Below are 16,512 nucleotides of genomic sequence, written 5' to 3'. Positions count from 1 at the left end.
CGCGGAGCTTTCCTGACTCCGCAAGAGGCTTGTGACATGCCGAAAGAGAGCGACGGATACGTTCGCGCGATCGAGCGAGGTTTCGCTCTGATCGAAGCGCTTGGCCGATCACCAGGGCGGCACACGCTTTCGGAAGCGGCGGTTCACGCGGGCCTGAACCGGGCCACCGCGCGACGCATGCTCGCCACGCTCGTTACCCTGAAATACTGCGAAGCCGACGGCCGTTACTTCCGTTTGCGACCTCGCGCGCTTGGCCTTGGTTTGTCCTATCTGAACGCGTTGCCGTTCTGGGGGTATGCCCAACGAGCGCTCGAGGACCTTCGCAACGACATCGGCGAATCCTGCGCGCTCGCCGTGCTCGACGAGACCGATATCGTTTATGCGCTACGGCTTCCGGCGCGGCGCATTCTGTCCGCCAATCTCGGAATCGGCAGCCGGCTGCCGGCGCATCTCGTCTCATTGGGACGGGTGCTTCTGGCCAATCTGCTCCCGGACCAACGAGACCAATATGTTGCAAACACGCCGCTCAAGCCGGTTACACCCCGCACCATCGTCGATGGCGCGCGCCTCGCCCAGGAACTGCGGCTGACGCAGGAGCGGGGATACGCCTGGGTTGACGGCGAACTCGATCCGGCAATCTGCGGCATTGCCGTCCCCATTCGTGATCAGGGCGGCAACGTGGTCGCAGCGATCAGCATCAACTTGATCTCCGGCACGCTGACAGAGGCCGCTGCAAAGAAGCGATACCTGGTGCGCCTTCAGAAGACCGCCCAGGACATTCGGACGCAATCAGTCGCGCTTCCGTGATTGAAACGCTGGAACGATCGAGCAGTCCTGCTCCTGTTTTGGCCGACGCGTCAAATTTCGGTGCGGCCGCGCTTGTGCCGTTTTCCGGTCCGGCAACAAGCTGAATTCCCTCACAGTTTCTACTGTGCATGGGGTTGTTTTCGCGTTTCTTGTTTTGGCGGCCGTCTACTCCGCCGTTTTTTCCCTCAAGCGCTGCGCATAGACGTTGATGACCAGCGCCGCCAGCAGGATCAGGCCGCGGATCAGGATCTTCAGGAAGCTGTCGATGTTGACGTGGTCGAGGCCGTTGTTGAGAACACCGAGCACGAACAGCCCGACGATGGTGTTGCCGATGCCGCCGCGGCCGCCGAACAGGCTGGTGCCGCCGACGACGACGGCGGCGATGGAGTCGAGCAGATAGGTGTCGAACTCGTTCTGCTGCGCGCTGCCGAAATGGGCGACGCCGAGCATGCCGCCGATACCGGAGCACACCGCCGAGATCACCATGACGGCGCCGAGGATGAGCTTGACGTTGAGGCCGGAATATTCGGCCGCCTCGCGGTTGCCGCCGACCATGTAGACGTAGCGGCCGAAGCGCGTGTAGGTCAGCACGAGGTGGCCGCCGAGCAGCATGATGGCGGCGACGATGACGATCCAGGGAATGCCACTGACCGAACCGGAGCCGAGCGTCGTGATCAGGCTCGGCACCTTGTAGGCGATCTGGCCACGCACCAGCAGCGCCGAGATGCCGGCGGCGATCTGCATCATCGCCAGGGTCATGATGAAGGAGGGGATGCCGATCACGGTCAGCCCCAGCGCATTGACGAGGCCGAGCAGGGCGCAGAGCAGGATCGACAGCAGGATCGCGACGGCGCCGGGCAGGGGAATGTTGGCGATGTTGACGTAGGAGTCCTGCAGCGTGAAATAGGCGACCGCGATGCCGGTGACGTTGGCGATGCTGGCGATCGACAGGTCGATCTCGGCGCAGAGGATCACGAAGGTGAGGCCGACCGCGATGATGCCGGTCACCGACACCTGGGTCAGGATGTTGCCGAGATTGTCGAGCGTCGCGAAAGAGGGGCTGGCGAAGGCGAAGAAGGCGGACAGGAAGATCAGGGTGAGGAACGGCGCGATGTTGCGCATCTGCGAGCGCAGGAAGGGCGCAAGGCCCCGCGCTCGCTGCCCCGCCGCCAAAGCCGTGTCACTGCTCATGTGCTTCTCCGTCACGCCGCTTCCAGCAGGCGGTCCTTGCTGACCGGCTCGTTCTTGAATTCCCGCACCAACGCGCCGCGCTTGAGCACGAGGATACGGTCGGCCAGCGACAGCACCGTTTCCGGCTCGGTCGACAGCACGATGATCGCAAGCCCCTTGGTGCGGAGGTCGCGGACGATGTTGATGACGTCGTTCTTGGCGCCGACATCCATGCCGCGGGTCGGCTCGCACAGCACCAGAAGCTTGGGCGGATAGGTCAGCCATTTCGCCAGCGCAACCTTCTGCTGGTTGCCGCCGGAGAGCATGCCGAGATCGAGACCGACCACCGGCGGTCTGATCTGCAGCTGCTCGACCTGACGCTGCGCGATGTCGCGCTCCTGCGCGGGCTTGAGCAGCAGCGACGAGATGCGATCGAGGATGCTGATGGAGATGTTCTTGTAGACCGGCTCCTGGTGAAACAGCATGTCGCGCCGGCTCTCCGGCACCAGCGCCACGCCGGCGCGCCGCGCCGCCGCCGTGCTGGCGAAGGTCTTGGGCTGACCCTCGACAAGAAGCGCGCCGCTGTCCGGCTTCAGCTTGCCGAACAGGATACGCGACAGCTCCTGCTGGCCGCAGCCCATGAAGCCGTAGATGCCGAGCACCTCGCCGGCGCGCGCCTCGAAGGAGATGTCCTTCAGGCTGCGGGACAGCGAGAGCTGATCGACCTTGAGAACGACCTGGCTGTCACGCGGCTCCGGCAGCATCAGATCGTCGGTGTAGCTGTGCTCGAGCGCCTCGCCGCCGCGGCCGATCATGGCCTCGATCAACGCGCCCTTGCTGGTCGCGGCGCTGGCGGTCTCCGCGACCTTCCGCCCGTTCCGGAACACGGTGACCGTATCGGAGACCAGCAGGATGTCCTCGATGAAATGCGAGATGAAAACGATGCTGGTGCCTTGCTCGCGCAGCCGACGGAGCGTCGCGAAGAGACGCTCGACCTCGGGCGGGGAAAGTGCGGAGGTCGGCTCGTCCAGGATGACGATGCGGGCACCGGAGAACAGCACGCGCGCGATCTCGATCAGCTGCTGCAGCCCGATGGGCAGATCGCCCAGCCGCGACATCGGATCGACGTCGATGCCGAAGCGGGCGAGCTGCTCGCCGGCTTCGTGGGCCATCCGCCGCCATTGCACGAGGCCGAGCGCATTGGTCGGCTGGTTGCCCAGGAAGACGTTCTCGGCGACCGTGAGATCGGGCGCGACGCTGAGTTCCTGGTGCACCATGGCGATGCCGGCGGCGTGCGCATCGCGCGCCGAGCGGAAATGCGTCTCCGCCCCGTCGATCAGGAAGCGGCCGGAGAACTCGGTATGCACGCCGGCGATGATCTTCATCAGCGTGCTTTTTCCAGCGCCGTTCTCGCCGACGAGACCGTGGATCTCGCCGGGATGGAGCGCAAAATCGACACCACGAAGGGCTTCGACGCCGCCGAAGCTCTTCGTGATGCCCTGCAGTTCAAGGATGGGCGAACGACCCTCTGACATGAAAGTTCAGGTCTTGCAGGCTCAGATCAGGAAGTGATCCTGCATCCATTGCATCCCGGCGGCGTTGGCCTTGGTCACGACCGGACCGTCGGTGACGACGTTCTTGGGAATGCCCTGTCCGCTCTTCTCGCCGCCGACCACCGCGGAGACGCCGGCGATGACGGCGCCGCCATGGATGCGGCAGGAGGGATTGCGGACGGTTGCGAACATGCGGCCTTCGCTCACCGCCTGGATCGCCGGCGGCATGGCATCGACGCCGCCGATCAGGATGTTGGTGCGGCCGCGGGCCTTCATGATGTTGGCGGCGGCGAGCGCCATGTCGTCATTGTGGAAGAAGGCCGCGTCGATCTGGGGATACTTCGTGAGGTAGGTCTCCCAGAGCCGGGCGGTCTTCGACACGTCCCAGTCGGCGGGCTGGGTGTCGAGCACCTCGATCCCCGGGAATTGCTTCACCGTGTTGGTGAAGCCCTTGGCCCGTCCTTGCGCGCCGGTGTGGCCGAGCGCGCCCTGCGTCATGATGATCTTGCCCTTGCCGCCCATCGCGTTGCATAGCGCCTGCGTGACCGAGGCGCCCATGAACTCGTTGTCGGGAGCGAGGAAGGAGTGCACGTTGATCTGGTCGAGCGGCGCGATCAGCGTGTCCATGTCGATCACGGGCGTGCCGGCGTCGATCATCTTCTGCACGGGCTGGGTGAGGGTGCCGATGCCGAAAGCCTGGATCGCGACGAAGTCCCATTTCTGCGAAGCCATGTTATCGATCGCGGCGCGCTGCTTGACGGCGTCGAGCTGGCCGTCGAACCAGGTGACCTCGACGTTGAACAGCTTGCCCCAGAATTCGGCGGCCTGCTTTCCTTGCGCGCACCAGGTGGCCTGCAGGCCCGCATTGGAGAATGCCGCCTTCAGCGGCTTCTCGCTGCGCCCGACCTCGGCGGCCAATGCGGGGTTTATCCCCATGCTGCCGAGCAGGGCAGCACCGGCGCCGGCGGTCGCGGCCGCCTGAAGAAGATCGCGCCTCGTCGTCGAGAAATCTTTCGTCCCGGACATCGCTCGCTCCCATAAAATTTTATCGTCGGCGCGTCATTGGTTGCGCGACCGATGGCGAAAGTGTCTCACAAGAGTTGGCGCCACTCAATCTGCAATCACTCGCTGTGATGGCAGCAAGCCGCGTTGGTGCAGCGCGAAGTGTCAGACCGCTGCGCCGGCGAATGCATCGATTTCGACGAGCAACTGGTCCCAGGCGTTTGCGATCTCGATTGACCATTGATCGCCGAGCAGGTCGCGCAGGCAATCCCTGATGATGGCGAAGAACGCGATGAACAGCTCGCGCGGAGTGCCGTAGCCATCGTGCGAGACGACTTCGCAAGCGATCAGCCGGAAATGTCCGCGGCGCTGACCGGCGAAATCGAGGATGGCCTCGATCGCGAGCGCGAGCATCGAGCCCTTCACGAGGTCGCGGCCATCCGAGCGGAACATCGCTTGCGTTTCGGGATGCGCATCGAACAGGCGTTGGTAGACGAGAGGCGTCAGATCCGCGCAACGTGAGGCGGCGAGCTCGAAGCTGATTTCGATCGGATTGGACGACGCATTCATCGGTGCTTCAGCCGCCTGCCGACGAAGCTTGCAGACAAAAAAAGAGCGGGGCCCTGGCCCCGCTCAAAAATTGTGTCGACCCTATTATCCCCGATTCTAAGATTTGCTCTTGATTGGCGGGGCGACGCTGCATTTTGCGCGTCAGGGGCTCCTCCCGAGACTTGGACCACCAGACTTCGACCTCGCGGCCAGTCTGAGCGAGGCGGATGCTAGATCAACTTTTCTCACTTGTCATCATTTTCGGCAACGAATGTTCAAAATTCGATCAGTAGACGAAATGATTGGGCGTCGTTGCTTGCAAGTGTATGACAAATATCAGAAATTTTTGGATGGCCGGGCCGTTTGAGATGCCTCAAATGCCCCATCCCGGTCCCGTGCTGAGTTACCGTCGCCACGGTTTTCGTCAAATTTGCGCTGGGCCAAGAAGGCGGCGGAACTGATCTCGACTTGGGGCGTGGCACGGTGTTTAGTTAGTGGACGAACGAACGGTTCGGTGGATGCGCGCACGGCTACAAAAATTCCTGCCTCTGGTCCTGCTCGCTTTGGCGATGCAGGTGCTGGCGCCGATTGCCGCCTGCTGGGCGACGGGCCTTGCAGTTTCCGATCCGTTGTCTGCCGGCGTCATCTGCCACAGTCCAAGCGAGCCGGGCGGCAATGACCAGACTGGCGTGCCGATCGCGCATGCGGGCGCCTGCGCCATGTGCTGCCTGGCCCAGGCCAACGCATCGCTCGATTCGCCGACGCCCGCCGCACTCCCGAGTCCCTTCCGCCATGCCGAGCGGGTGGTCTGGCATCCGGCGGATGAGGCCGCCATTGCCGTTCACACGGGCTCGAGCGCCCGGGCGCGCGCCCCGCCTCAATTTTCCTGACGTCACGACGAACCGAACCGTCGGCGCGCGCTGTTGTCGTGCTGACGGCGTGCTCAATGACCGGCCGACGTGCCGGATGTCAGGAATCTAGGAAATGTTACGCATTCGTGCGATGGGGCGCGCGGGCTTGCCCGTGCTCCTCGGACTGGTGTCCCCGATCGGTTCAGACGCGCTCGCCCAGACTGCCTCGGAAGCGATCCCCGCGGTCACGGTCGAAGCGCCGCAGAGGTCCCGTCCCAAACCCGTCACACGGTCCTCGCGACTGCGCGCCGCCTCGACGGCCAGCGCGGCGCGGCCGGTCGCGCCGAACGCGACCGACGGCGCTGGGGGACAAAACAACACGAGAAGCGCCGGCGAAGTGCGGGCCGGCCTCAACCAGTCGCCGGCCGGCCAGACCGCCACCACCATCGATCGCAGCCAGTTCGACAATCGCCCGTCGTTCTCGGTCAGCGACGTCCTGCGCGACAGCCCGGGCATTTCGATCAAGCAGGGCAATGGTCCCCGGGATTTCGGCATCTCGATTCGTGGCTCCAACGCGAGGAACGGCTTCGCCATCCGCAATCTCGTGATCTTCGAGGACGGCTTCCCGGTGACGCAGCCGGACGGCCTGTCGCGCAGCGACCTGATCGATCCCCACGCCTATGGGGCGATCGACGTGATCCGCGGTCCCTCGTCGGCGCTGTACGGGAACTACGCGACCGGCGGCGCGCTCAATTTCCGGACACGGCCCGGCGGAACGATCGACGGCGTCGAATATGGCGTCGACGGCGGCAGTTACGGCTATCTCAACAATTACCTGGCGGCCGGCAAGAAGGTCGGGAATTTCGAGGCCTCGCTGTTCGCCAGCGACACGAGGGGCGACGGCTATATCGGCAACAGCTGGTTCAACACCCAGACCGTCAACTTCCTTGGTACGCTCCAGGCGACGCCGGACGATCGCTTCACGGTCAAGATCATCAACAATGACCTCAGCGCGCGGCTGCCGCTCCGGCAGTCGCTGAACCAGTTCTACACCAATCCCGTCCAGCAGGGGTGCACGACGGGCGCGGCGCTTGCTGCCGGATGTCCCACTGTGTCGCTTTTCAGGAACGGCTTTAACGGTGGCAAGGATACCGAGACGGCGACGCAAGCAGGTCTTGGGCGAACCGATCGGCGAACCATTGTCGGAGGACGATGGGAGCACGACTTCGACAACACGATGACATGGCGGAACCAGTTCGTCTTCGACGACAGGAACATCAGCCAGCCGACCGGTGCGACCAGCGCGATCGGCGATTTCCCCTCGTACAACTATATGAGCGACATCACCAAGCGCGGCGAAATCTTCGGCATGGAGACGACCACGTTTGTCGGCGCCTGGTACAATACGCTGGCGGCGTCGAGCGATACGCGCAACGTCATGCCGGGCGGCAACGCGACGCTGGGATTGATCTCGGCCAACACTTACAGCGATACGTCCAATTACGGGATACGGGCGAGGGAGGAACTGAAGCTCACGCCTGACCTGACCGCGATCGCCGGAATTGGGTGGGAAACCACTATTCTGAAGGGCGTCAATACCCGCTACACTTACAATACGATCAACGTTCCGGTCGCCACGATACCTACGCCCACCACCGTCAACCGCAGGATCGAGAACACGGCTCCCGAATTGGCGCTGCTCTACAGGCTCAATCAAGAATGGCAGTTTCGCGGACGGGTTGCGACCGGATACGGAACGCCGCAGGTGTCGAACCTGTTCGTTCTTCCGAATGGCGATTTCGGCAACAACACCCAGCTCCAGACGCAGACCAATGTCGGCTACGATCTCGGGTTCGATTGGACGCCGAGCAATGCGGTCAAGTTGAGTGCCATCGCGTTCTATGAGTTCTTCCGGAATGAGCTGGTCAGTCAGGCCGCGAGCAATCCGAACGCCAGCAACGCGACCTATATGTTCAACGCGCCGCGGTCGGAGCATCGTGGCATTGAGCTTGCCGCGGACTGGAAGTTCTATCCGGGCTGGCGGTTCATGATCGCCTACACCTATCTCGACGAGGTCTATACCGAATATGTCGAGAACATCACCAAGGGGGCTGTGTTCAGTTTCAACCGTGCCGGCAACAAAATTCCCGGTATCTCGCCCAATGAGCTGACAGCCCGAATTGGTTACGACGAGTTCGCTGGGCCACTGGCGGGCCTGGGAGGCTTCGTCGAGGTCCAATGGAAGGATTCCTTCTACATGGACAATGCCAATCTGCTGAAGGCTCCGGGCTACGAGCTGGTCAACGTCAACGTTCACTACAAGACTGACCTCGTGTCCGACACCTTCAGATCCCTGAACCTGTTCCTCGAGGTGAGAAACGTGTTCGATCGCACCTACGTCGCGTCGGCAAACAACGTCGGAAATTCGGTTTCGGCGACTGGCACGCCAGATGCTGCGAGCACGCTCGCAAACACGACAGGGTCGATCTACGCCGGCTCGCCACGCACGTTCGTTGCAGGTATGAAGGTGGCATTCAAATGATCCGGACTCCCGAGGGGAGTGGGACCATGATCCGAACTGGCGTGCTCGCGATCGTCGCGCTCGCATTCGCGCATGGTCCGGCGCTCGCGCAGATGCGCGCCCCACCTGCATCTGAAGCAGCCTGCGACGAGCCGACGCTACGTTGTGCGACTAAGGCGACGCCTGCGTTCGGTCCTGACGGGACGCTGTGGCTGGTGTGGATGGCGGGAGGGCAGGTCTCGGTCGCAAGTTCGCAGGATGAGGGGCGCCATTTTTCGGCACCGACGGAGGTCACGACGAAGAAGCTTAACCTCGATTGGGGGCCGGATGCGAGGCCCAAGATCGTGGTCGACCGCAAGGGCGGCATCGCGCTCGCGTTCTCAACCTTCAGGGACGAGGCCTTCAATGGCCAGGTGCTCACTACGCGCTCGGCCGACGGAGGGAAGAGCTTTGCCGAGCTGAAGCCGATCACCGCCAGCAACGAGAGCCAACGCTTCGAGGCGCTGGCGCTTGATCAGGATGGAACTGTCTTTGCGGCGTGGCTGGACAAGCGCAATCGCATTTTTGCGAAGGAGGCGGGACAGAAGTACGAGGGAGCCGGGCTGTTTTTCACCTCGTCCAGCGACGGTGGCACCACCTACGCAGAAGCGAAGCTGGCGCGCGAGGGCACCTGCGAATGCTGCCGGTTGGGGCTGGCCTTCGCTGCGCCCGGGCGGCCAGTCGCGATCTTCAGGAACATATTTGCGGGCGGCGTGCGCGACCACGCGGTCATGACGTTCACTGATGTCGCGACGCCGGGTGAGGTCCGCCGGGTCAGCAATGACGACTGGCAGATCAATGCGTGTCCGCATCACGGCCCGAGCATCATCGTTGCGCCGAACGGGACCTATCACGTCGCCTGGTACACGAACGGGAAGGCGCGAAAGGGATTGTTCTACGCGCACTCCCGCGACGAAGGCCGCACCTTCTCCGCACCCCTGGCGCTGGGGCAGCCGGGCCGTAACCCGACGCGCCCCTTCGTGCTTGCCGGCCCTGCGGGGACCGTGATGGTCTGGAAGGAGTTCGACGGCGAGAAGACCTCGGTCCAGATGGCGATCTCCCGTGATGATGGCGAAACCTGGTCGCCGCCGAAGACCATATCGAGCACGAGCGACACCTCCGATCATCCATTGCTGGTCTCCAGCGGCAAGCGGACCTATTTGTCATGGATGACGAAGGCGGACGGCTATCGGCTCACACCTATCGAGGACCAGCCATGAGATTTCGATTTGCAGGCATCGCCGCTCTCATCGTTCTGATCGTTTCGGTGGCTGCGCTCGGCGCGTCTCCCGCGCTGAAGCCATTCGAACGCGGCACCTGGCAAGGCGTCCTCAAAGGGCACGCCGGCCGCCCCGTGCTCGTGCATTTCTGGGGCGTGACCTGCGGACCCTGCAAGGTCGAGCTGCCGTTGCTCGGACAGTTTGCCAAGGATCATCCCGACGTCGACATCGTCACGGTCAGCGCCGATCTCGTGCCGAACCTGCCGGGCGCAACGCAGGCGATGCTCGACAAGGCGGGCCTGTCGTCGACCGAGAACTTCATCTTCAACGACGGCTTCGTCGAGCGTTTGCGGTTCGAGATCGACCCGGCTTGGCAGGGCGACATCCCGAGGACCATGCTCATTTCCCGGGAAGGGACCGTCACGACGATCGAAGGCTCGGCCGAAATGGCCGATCTCGAAAAATGGTCGGAGCAACAGCGCTCCAAACACTGAAGTTCAGTCTGCAAAGGGAATACCGATATGAAGACCATCTCGAAAAACGTGCTGCTGGCTGCGTTCGCTCTTGCGGTCTGCGCGGCGCCGGCGCTCGCCGACGATATCAAGGCCGGCGATCTCGTCATCTCGCAGGCGTGGAGCCGTGCGACACCGGGCGGCGCAAAGGTTGCCGGCGGCTACCTCGTCATCGAGAACAAGGGAACAGCGCCGGACAGGCTGGTCGGTGCGTCCGCCGATATCGCCGGCAAGACCGAGATTCACGAGATGGCGATGGACAATGGCGTCATGAAGATGCGCCCGCTCGACAAGGGGCTCGCCGTCGATCCCGGCAAGACGGTGAAGCTCGCGCCCGGCGGCAATCATCTGATGCTGCAGGAGCTGAAGGGCCCGTTCAAGCAGGGCGACAAGGTGCCGGTGACGCTGCAATTCGAGAAGGCCGGCAAGGTCGCCGTCTCCCTCGACGTCCAGGGAGTCGGCGCGCAGGCCCCCGGCGATGCCGGGCATTCCGGTCACATGGACATGAAGAAGATGCCGGACCATTCGGGAATGAAGATGAAATGAGACCGATCCGGGCTTTCGGGAGACCGCACATGAAACGATCCTGTCTGTTCCTGATTGCCGCGCTCGCGGCCTCGCCGGCCGCGGCGCATGTCTCGCTCGAGACCAAGCAAGCCACGGTCGGGGCGTCCTACAAGGCCGTGTTCACCGTGCCGCATGGCTGCGCGGGCTCGCCGACGGTGAAGATCCGCGTTCAGGTCCCGGAAGGGGTGATCGCGGTGAAGCCGATGCCGAAGGCGGGCTGGACTGTCGATGTCGTCGAGGGCAAATATGCCGGGGAATACGACTATCACGGCAACAAGCTCTCCTCCGGCGTCAAGGAGGTGGCGTGGTCCGGCGGCAAGCTGCCGGACAAGAACTATGACGAGTTCGTCATGCAGACGTTCCTGACCGACAAGCTCAAGCCCAACACCATGCTGTACTTCCCGGTCGTTCAGGAATGCGAGACCGGCGTCAGCCGCTGGATCGAAATTCCCGCCGAGGGGGCAGGGCATTCGCATGGCGGTAAATCTGGAGGCAAGTCTGAGGGCAATTCGCCAGCGCCGGGTGTGAAGTTGTTGCCAAAACCCTGATGCGCCTCTTCGCCGCGCTCGCGACGCTGCTCTTCGCGATCGGCTTCGCCAGCACGGCGTGGGCACATGCCGCGCTGGTGTCGGTCGAGCCGGCGAGCGGGAGCCTGCTCGCGGCTGCGCCCAAGGCGGTGCAACTGCGCTTCAACGAACCGGTGACACCGGGCGCGATCCGGCTGATCGACGGTGCGGGCAGGGCGCGGGACGATGCACGCATCAGTTCATCCGGGGAGACGATCTCTGTCGCGATGCCGATGGATCTGCCCGAGGGAACCGCGGTCATCAGCTATCGCGTGATCTCGCAAGACGGCCATCCAGTCACGGGATCTGTGGTCTTCTCGATCGGCGCGCCGACGGCGACGAAGGCTCCGGCCGCCGTGGACCGCGGGTTGAACGCGTTGATCTGGTTGGCGCGCGTCGGCCTCTATATCGGGCTGTTCGTGGGCGTCGGCGGCGTGTTCTTCGCGCGCTGGATTGCGTGGTCGGCGGTCGGCATGGCCGTCCCGCGCATGGCGCTCGCCCTCGGCCTTCCGAGCGCAGTGGCGTCCGTTGGCGCCTTGGGCCTCGATCTGCTCGGGCTGCCCTTGGCTGCTCTTGCGACGTCTGATCCCTGGAAAGTCGCATTTGCGACCAGTACCGGCCCTGCGTTGCTGGTTGCCTCCGCAGCAATGCTGTTCGCATGGATGGCGCTGCGTAGCGCGTGGTACGCGCGCGCTCTCGCGGTCATCGCGTTGGTCGGCGTCGGTCTGTCGCTCGCCATGACCGGGCACGCTGCAACGGCACCGCCGGAGGCGCTGACGCGTCCGGCGATCTTCCTTCATGGCGTCGGGGTCACCATCTGGATCGGCGCTCTCGCGCCGCTCGTCGCGCTGCTGTCGCGGCCGACGTTTGCGACGCTGCCGATTGTGAACCGCTTTTCCCGTATCGCTGCGCTCGCCGTCGGCGTGTTGGCCTTGACCGGCCTTGCACTTGCGATCGTGCAGCTCGAAAAGCCGGGAGCGCTGGTCGAGACCCGCTACGGGCTGATCCTCTCGGTCAAGCTCGTCCTAGTCACGGGCTTGCTGGCGCTGGCCGCGCTCAATCGGTTCCGGCTGACCCCGGCTCTGGCCCGGAGCGAGACAGGGACGCCCGCGCTCAAGCGCTCGATCCTGCTGGAAGGTGCGATCGCACTCGCGATCCTCGCCGTGGTCGCCGGCTGGCGCTTCACGCCGCCGCCGCGGACCATCGGTCCCGAGACGCCGCTGGCGATCCACATCCACAGTGACAAGGCGATGTTCCAGGTCCTGGTCTCGCCCGGCAGGCCCGGGGCCAATGATGTCGTGCTGCAGCTCATGACCGGCGAGGGCACGCCGCTGGCCGCCAAGGAGGCAACGTTGGCGTTGAGCCTGCCGGAACGCGGCATCGAGCCGATGGAGCGCAAGGCCTCGCTGGGGCCAGACGGCTACTGGCATTTGCGCAAGGTCGAGCTTCCCTTTGCCGGCCGCTGGCACGTGCGGATCGATGCGTTGGTGACCGACTTCGAGCAAATCACGCTCGAAGATGAACTCGACGTCACGCCGCCGTAACGTGCAGCTCAAGCTGAACCTGAAGTCCGAAGGAAAAATGACAGGAATTCCGCTGCTTAGCGGCTTTTCCTCATTCCCGGTCTTGTATTTTCGCTCCCAATCCGGTTTCACTGCACCCGGTCACTGATTCCACGAGTATTGCCATGCGGTTGTCGCGGTTCTTTCTGCCCATCCTGAAGGAAAATCCGAAAGAGGCGGAGATCGTCTCGCATCGGCTGATGCTGCGCGCCGGCATGATCCGGCAGGAGGCGGCCGGCATCTATGCCTGGCTGCCGCTCGGCTTCCGTGTGCTGAAGAAGATCGAGCAGATCGTGCGCGAGGAGCAGGACCGCTCCGGCGCGCTGGAACTGTTGATGCCGACGCTGCAGCTCGCCGACCTCTGGCGCGAGAGCGGCCGTTATGACGCCTATGGCCCGGAGATGCTGCGCATCGCCGATCGCCACAAGCGCGAGCTCCTGTACGGGCCGACCAACGAGGAAATGATCACCGAGATCTTCCGCGCCTATGTGAAGTCCTACAAGAACCTGCCGCTGAATCTCTATCATATCCAATGGAAATTCCGCGACGAGCAGCGCCCGCGTTTTGGCGTGATGCGCGGCCGCGAGTTCCTGATGAAGGACGCCTATTCCTTCGACCTCAACGAGGCCGCGGCGCGCGTCGCCTACAACAAGATGTTCGTGGCCTATTTGCGCACCTTTGCGCGGATGGGGCTGAAGGCGATCCCGATGCGCGCCGAGACCGGCCCGATCGGCGGCGACCTCAGCCATGAGTTCATCGTGCTCGCCGAAACCGGCGAATCCGGCGTCTTCATCAATCGCGACGTGCTGGACCTGCCGGTGCCCGGCGAGGACGTGAATTATGAGAGCGACCTGACGCCGATCATCAGGCAGTGGACCTCGCTCTACGCCGCGACAGAGGACGTCCACGATGCCGCGCGCTTCGAGCAGGAAGTGCCCGCGGAGAAGCGGGTCAACACCCGCGGCATCGAGGTCGGGCAGATCTTCTATTTCGGCACCAAATATTCCGACGCGATGAAGGCGCTGGTGGCAGGGCCCGATGGCGTCGACGTGCCGATCCATGGCGGTTCCTACGGCGTCGGCGTCTCGCGCCTGTTGGGGGCCATCATCGAGGCCTGCCATGACGATGCCGGCATCAAATGGCCGGAGGCGGTGGCGCCGTTCCGTGTTTCGATCCTGAACCTCAAGCAGGGCGATGCGGCCGTCGATGCCGCCTGCGAGAAGCTCTATACCGAGCTGGCGGCCAAGGGCGTCGATGTGCTCTATGACGACACCGACCAGCGCGCCGGCGCCAAATTCGCCGCGGCCGACCTGATCGGTATTCCCTGGCAGATCATGATCGGCCCGAAGGGGCTCGCCGACGGCAAGGTCGAGATCAAGCGGCGAAGTGACGGCTCCCGCGAGACCATGTCGCCTGCGGACGCGGTCGCAAGGCTTGTGGGCTGAGCGGCTGAATATTGTTCATCGCGCGATATCGCGGCCGCCAATCCGGCCACAATTGACCCCGAATCATGGGATTATCGAGCGATGGATGAGACCATGACCGAAACCGTGCAAACCGCGCCTTTTGCGCCATTCGAATGGATGCTGTCGGCGCGCTACCTGCGGGCGCGCCGCAAGGAGGGATTCATCTCGGTCATCGCCGGGTTCTCCTTTCTCGGCATCATGCTGGGCGTGGCGACGCTGATCATCGTCATGGCCGTGATGAACGGCTTCCGCAAAGAGCTGCTCGACAAGATCCTAGGCCTCAACGGCCACATCCTGGTGCAGCCACTGGAATCGCCGCTGACCGACTGGAAGGACGTCGCCGACCGCCTCAGCCAGGTCGGGGGCATCCGGCTCGCCGCGCCCGTGGTGGACGGCCAGGCGCTGGCGTCATCGCCATGGAACGCCTCGGGCGTCCTGGTGCGCGGCATCCGCTCCGACGACCTCAACAACCTCACCTCGATCGCCAAGAACATCAAGCAGGGCTCGCTCGAAGGGTTTGACGAGGGGCAGGGCGTCGCGATCGGCCGGCGCCTCGCCGACCAGCTCTCGCTGCATGCCGGCGACAGCATCACGCTGGTGGCGCCGAAGGGGGCCGTGACCCCAATGGGCACGACGCCGCGCATCAAGCCGTACAAGATCGTCGCGGTGTTCGAGATCGGCATGTCCGAATACGATCTCGGCTTCGTGTTCATGCCGCTCGCCGAAGCGCAGGCCTATTTCAACCGCAGCAACGACGTCACCTCGATCGAGGTGTTCACCACCAATCCCGACAAGATCGATGCCTTCCGCAAGGCGGTGACGGAGGCCGCGGGACGTCCGGTGTTCCTGGTCGACTGGCGGCAGCGCAACTCGACCTTCTTCAATGCGCTCCAGGTCGAGCGCAATGTGATGTTCTTGATCCTGACCATGATCGTGCTGGTCGCGGCGCTGAACATCGTGTCCGGCCTGATCATGCTGGTGAAGGACAAGGGCAGCGACATCGCGATCCTGCGCACCATGGGCGCCTCGCAGGGATCGATCATGCGGGTCTTCCTGATCACGGGCGCCTCGATCGGTGTGGTCGGCACGATGGTCGGCTTCTTCGTCGGCCTCGTGATCTGCCTCAACATCGAATCGATCAGGCAATTCCTGTCCTGGCTGACCTCGACCGAGCTGTTCTCGCCGGAGCTTTACTTCCTGTCGAAGCTGCCCGCCGAGATCGACATCGGCGAGACCACGGCGGTCGTCATCATGGCGCTGACACTGTCGTTCCTGGCGACGTTGTATCCGTCGTGGCGCGCCGCGCGCCTCGATCCCGTCGAAGCGCTCCGGTACGAGTGAGGGGTTGATGGAGAGCCAAGGGGCTGAGCAGGGGGCTGACGATGTACCGGTCATTTATCTCCACGAGATAAAGCGGCAGTACTTGCAGGGCGAGGTGCCGCTGACGATTTTGGACGGCGCCAAGCTGGCGCTGTGGGCCGGCCAGTCGGTCGCGCTGGTCGCACCATCAGGCTCCGGCAAGTCGACGCTGCTGCACATCGCGGGGCTGCTCGAGGCGCCGGATTCCGGTGAGGTCTATGTCAACGGCGCGCCGACCTCGCAGCTGCCGGACATCGAGCGCACCCAGCTGCGCCGCACCGATATCGGTTTCGTCTACCAGTCGCACCGGCTATTGCCGGAGTTCTCCGCGCTGGAGAACGTGATGATGCCGCAGATGATCCGCGGCCTGAAGAAGTCCGAGAGCGTCACGCGCGCGAAAGAGATTTTGGGCTATCTCGGCCTCGGTGACCGCATCACGCATCGTCCCGCCGAGTTGTCAGGCGGCGAGCAGCAGCGCGTCGCGATCGCCCGCGCGGTCGCCAACGCGCCGCGGGTGCTGTTCGCGGACGAGCCGACCGGCAACCTCGATCCCCACACCGCCGACCACGTGTTCCAGGCTTTGATGCAGCTGGTCAAGGCGACCAAGGTGTCGATGCTGATCGCGACCCACAACATGGAGCTCGCCGGCCGCATGGACCGGCGGGTCTCGCTGTCGAACGGCCAGGTGATCGAGCTCGACTAGCTAATTTTGCGAAAACAACCCCATGCACAGTAGCCAAGTGCCTGGCGGGACTTGCGAAAAAAAGT

At 63.7% G+C, this 16,512-nt stretch carries 15 protein-coding genes; 11 read left to right on the top strand and 4 right to left on the bottom strand.

Annotation, left to right across the window (positions count from 1 at the left end; translation table 11 throughout):
* Positions 1–36 precede the first annotated feature (36 nt).
* On the top strand, positions 37–807 hold the full coding sequence (locus RPS27_RS30955) for an IclR family transcriptional regulator C-terminal domain-containing protein (RefSeq protein ID WP_259207364.1): 771 nt from the start codon (positions 37–39) through the stop codon (positions 805–807).
* 165 nt (positions 808–972) lie between these two features.
* Here the strand turns inward: RPS27_RS30955 and RPS27_RS30950 are convergent, their stop codons facing one another.
* The 4 genes from RPS27_RS30950 to RPS27_RS30935 all read right to left on the bottom strand — a co-directional run bounded on the left by RPS27_RS30950 (position 973) and on the right by RPS27_RS30935 (position 5,102).
* Complete coding sequence (locus RPS27_RS30950; RefSeq protein ID WP_212069007.1) at positions 973–1,998, bottom strand: ABC transporter permease; 1,026 nt, start codon at positions 1,996–1,998, stop codon at positions 973–975.
* A gap of 11 nt (positions 1,999–2,009) precedes the next feature.
* On the bottom strand, positions 2,010–3,512 hold the full coding sequence (locus RPS27_RS30945; RefSeq protein WP_212069006.1) for a sugar ABC transporter ATP-binding protein: 1,503 nt from the start codon (positions 3,510–3,512) through the stop codon (positions 2,010–2,012).
* A 21-nt stretch (positions 3,513–3,533) separates the two neighbouring features.
* Positions 3,534–4,556 (bottom strand): sugar ABC transporter substrate-binding protein, encoded by a 1,023-nt coding sequence (locus RPS27_RS30940; protein ID WP_194407862.1) that lies wholly within the window; start codon positions 4,554–4,556, stop codon positions 3,534–3,536.
* Positions 4,557–4,697: 141 nt separating this feature from the next.
* Positions 4,698–5,102: a globin gene (locus RPS27_RS30935; protein WP_211416814.1), complete on the bottom strand. Its 405-nt coding sequence runs from the start codon at positions 5,100–5,102 to the stop codon at positions 4,698–4,700.
* A gap of 497 nt (positions 5,103–5,599) precedes the next feature.
* On the opposite strand from RPS27_RS30935, the gene RPS27_RS30930 reads away from it, so the two are divergent.
* The 10 genes from RPS27_RS30930 (at position 5,600) to RPS27_RS30885 (ending at position 16,447) form a co-directional block, all read left to right on the top strand.
* The gene (locus RPS27_RS30930; RefSeq protein ID WP_211416815.1) at positions 5,600–5,971 is read left to right on the top strand and encodes a DUF2946 domain-containing protein; all 372 of its coding nucleotides are present in this window, start codon (positions 5,600–5,602) and stop codon (positions 5,969–5,971) included.
* A 94-nt stretch (positions 5,972–6,065) separates the two neighbouring features.
* Complete coding sequence (locus tag RPS27_RS30925) at positions 6,066–8,474, top strand: TonB-dependent receptor (protein WP_212069005.1); 2,409 nt, start codon at positions 6,066–6,068, stop codon at positions 8,472–8,474.
* 26 nt (positions 8,475–8,500) lie between these two features.
* A complete protein-coding gene (locus tag RPS27_RS30920) occupies positions 8,501–9,712 on the top strand; it encodes a sialidase family protein (protein ID WP_212069004.1) in 1,212 nt (403 codons plus the stop codon).
* Entirely contained in the window at positions 9,709–10,206 is a 498-nt protein-coding gene (locus RPS27_RS30915) for a TlpA family protein disulfide reductase (protein WP_212069003.1), read from the top strand. The genes RPS27_RS30920 and RPS27_RS30915 overlap by 4 nt, the downstream gene beginning before the upstream one ends.
* A 27-nt stretch (positions 10,207–10,233) precedes the next feature.
* Positions 10,234–10,770, top strand: coding sequence for a copper chaperone PCu(A)C (locus RPS27_RS30910; protein ID WP_212069002.1), 537 nt, complete (start codon positions 10,234–10,236; stop codon positions 10,768–10,770).
* 29 nt (positions 10,771–10,799) lie between these two features.
* Positions 10,800–11,339 carry a YcnI family protein gene (locus tag RPS27_RS30905; protein ID WP_211416820.1) on the top strand — a complete coding sequence of 180 codons (540 nt, stop codon included), beginning with the start codon at positions 10,800–10,802 and terminating at the stop codon, positions 11,337–11,339.
* Entirely contained in the window at positions 11,339–12,901 is a 1,563-nt protein-coding gene (locus RPS27_RS30900; RefSeq protein WP_313754918.1) for a copper resistance CopC/CopD family protein, read from the top strand. Before RPS27_RS30905 ends, RPS27_RS30900 begins: the two co-directional genes overlap by 1 nt.
* A 143-nt stretch (positions 12,902–13,044) precedes the next feature.
* A complete protein-coding gene (proS, locus tag RPS27_RS30895) occupies positions 13,045–14,364 on the top strand; it encodes a proline--tRNA ligase (protein WP_212069000.1) in 1,320 nt (439 codons plus the stop codon).
* 81 nt (positions 14,365–14,445) lie between these two features.
* A complete protein-coding gene (locus tag RPS27_RS30890) occupies positions 14,446–15,726 on the top strand; it encodes a lipoprotein-releasing ABC transporter permease subunit (RefSeq protein WP_211416823.1) in 1,281 nt (426 codons plus the stop codon).
* Positions 15,727–15,733: 7 nt separating this feature from the next.
* Positions 15,734–16,447 (top strand): ABC transporter ATP-binding protein, encoded by a 714-nt coding sequence (locus RPS27_RS30885; protein ID WP_194407873.1) that lies wholly within the window; start codon positions 15,734–15,736, stop codon positions 16,445–16,447.
* Positions 16,448–16,512 lie beyond the last annotated feature (65 nt).

Source organism: Bradyrhizobium sp. WYCCWR 12699 (genome assembly GCF_032144035.1).
GTDB lineage: Bacteria > Pseudomonadota > Alphaproteobacteria > Rhizobiales > Xanthobacteraceae > Bradyrhizobium.
The sequence above is the reverse complement of the archived record's forward strand: the minus strand, read 5'-3'. Positions and strand labels throughout refer to the sequence as shown.

What these genes read in the sequence shown, in the direction of transcription:
- RPS27_RS30955 (WP_259207364.1), top strand. Translation starts at nt 37, where the DNA reads ATGCCGAAAGAGAGCGACGGATACGTTCGCGCGATCGAGCGAGGTTTC.
- RPS27_RS30950 (WP_212069007.1), bottom strand. Translation starts at nt 1,998, where the DNA reads ATGAGCAGTGACACGGCTTTGGCGGCGGGGCAGCGAGCGCGGGGCCTT.
- RPS27_RS30945 (WP_212069006.1), bottom strand. Translation starts at nt 3,512, where the DNA reads ATGTCAGAGGGTCGTTCGCCCATCCTTGAACTGCAGGGCATCACGAAG.
- RPS27_RS30940 (WP_194407862.1), bottom strand. Translation starts at nt 4,556, where the DNA reads ATGTCCGGGACGAAAGATTTCTCGACGACGAGGCGCGATCTTCTTCAG.
- RPS27_RS30935 (WP_211416814.1), bottom strand. Translation starts at nt 5,102, where the DNA reads ATGAATGCGTCGTCCAATCCGATCGAAATCAGCTTCGAGCTCGCCGCC.
- RPS27_RS30930 (WP_211416815.1), top strand. Translation starts at nt 5,600, where the DNA reads ATGCGCGCACGGCTACAAAAATTCCTGCCTCTGGTCCTGCTCGCTTTG.
- RPS27_RS30925 (WP_212069005.1), top strand. Translation starts at nt 6,066, where the DNA reads ATGTTACGCATTCGTGCGATGGGGCGCGCGGGCTTGCCCGTGCTCCTC.
- RPS27_RS30920 (WP_212069004.1), top strand. Translation starts at nt 8,501, where the DNA reads ATGATCCGAACTGGCGTGCTCGCGATCGTCGCGCTCGCATTCGCGCAT.
- RPS27_RS30915 (WP_212069003.1), top strand. Translation starts at nt 9,709, where the DNA reads ATGAGATTTCGATTTGCAGGCATCGCCGCTCTCATCGTTCTGATCGTT.
- RPS27_RS30910 (WP_212069002.1), top strand. Translation starts at nt 10,234, where the DNA reads ATGAAGACCATCTCGAAAAACGTGCTGCTGGCTGCGTTCGCTCTTGCG.
- RPS27_RS30905 (WP_211416820.1), top strand. Translation starts at nt 10,800, where the DNA reads ATGAAACGATCCTGTCTGTTCCTGATTGCCGCGCTCGCGGCCTCGCCG.
- RPS27_RS30900 (WP_313754918.1), top strand. Translation starts at nt 11,339, where the DNA reads ATGCGCCTCTTCGCCGCGCTCGCGACGCTGCTCTTCGCGATCGGCTTC.
- proS (WP_212069000.1), top strand. Translation starts at nt 13,045, where the DNA reads ATGCGGTTGTCGCGGTTCTTTCTGCCCATCCTGAAGGAAAATCCGAAA.
- RPS27_RS30890 (WP_211416823.1), top strand. Translation starts at nt 14,446, where the DNA reads ATGGATGAGACCATGACCGAAACCGTGCAAACCGCGCCTTTTGCGCCA.
- RPS27_RS30885 (WP_194407873.1), top strand. Translation starts at nt 15,734, where the DNA reads ATGGAGAGCCAAGGGGCTGAGCAGGGGGCTGACGATGTACCGGTCATT.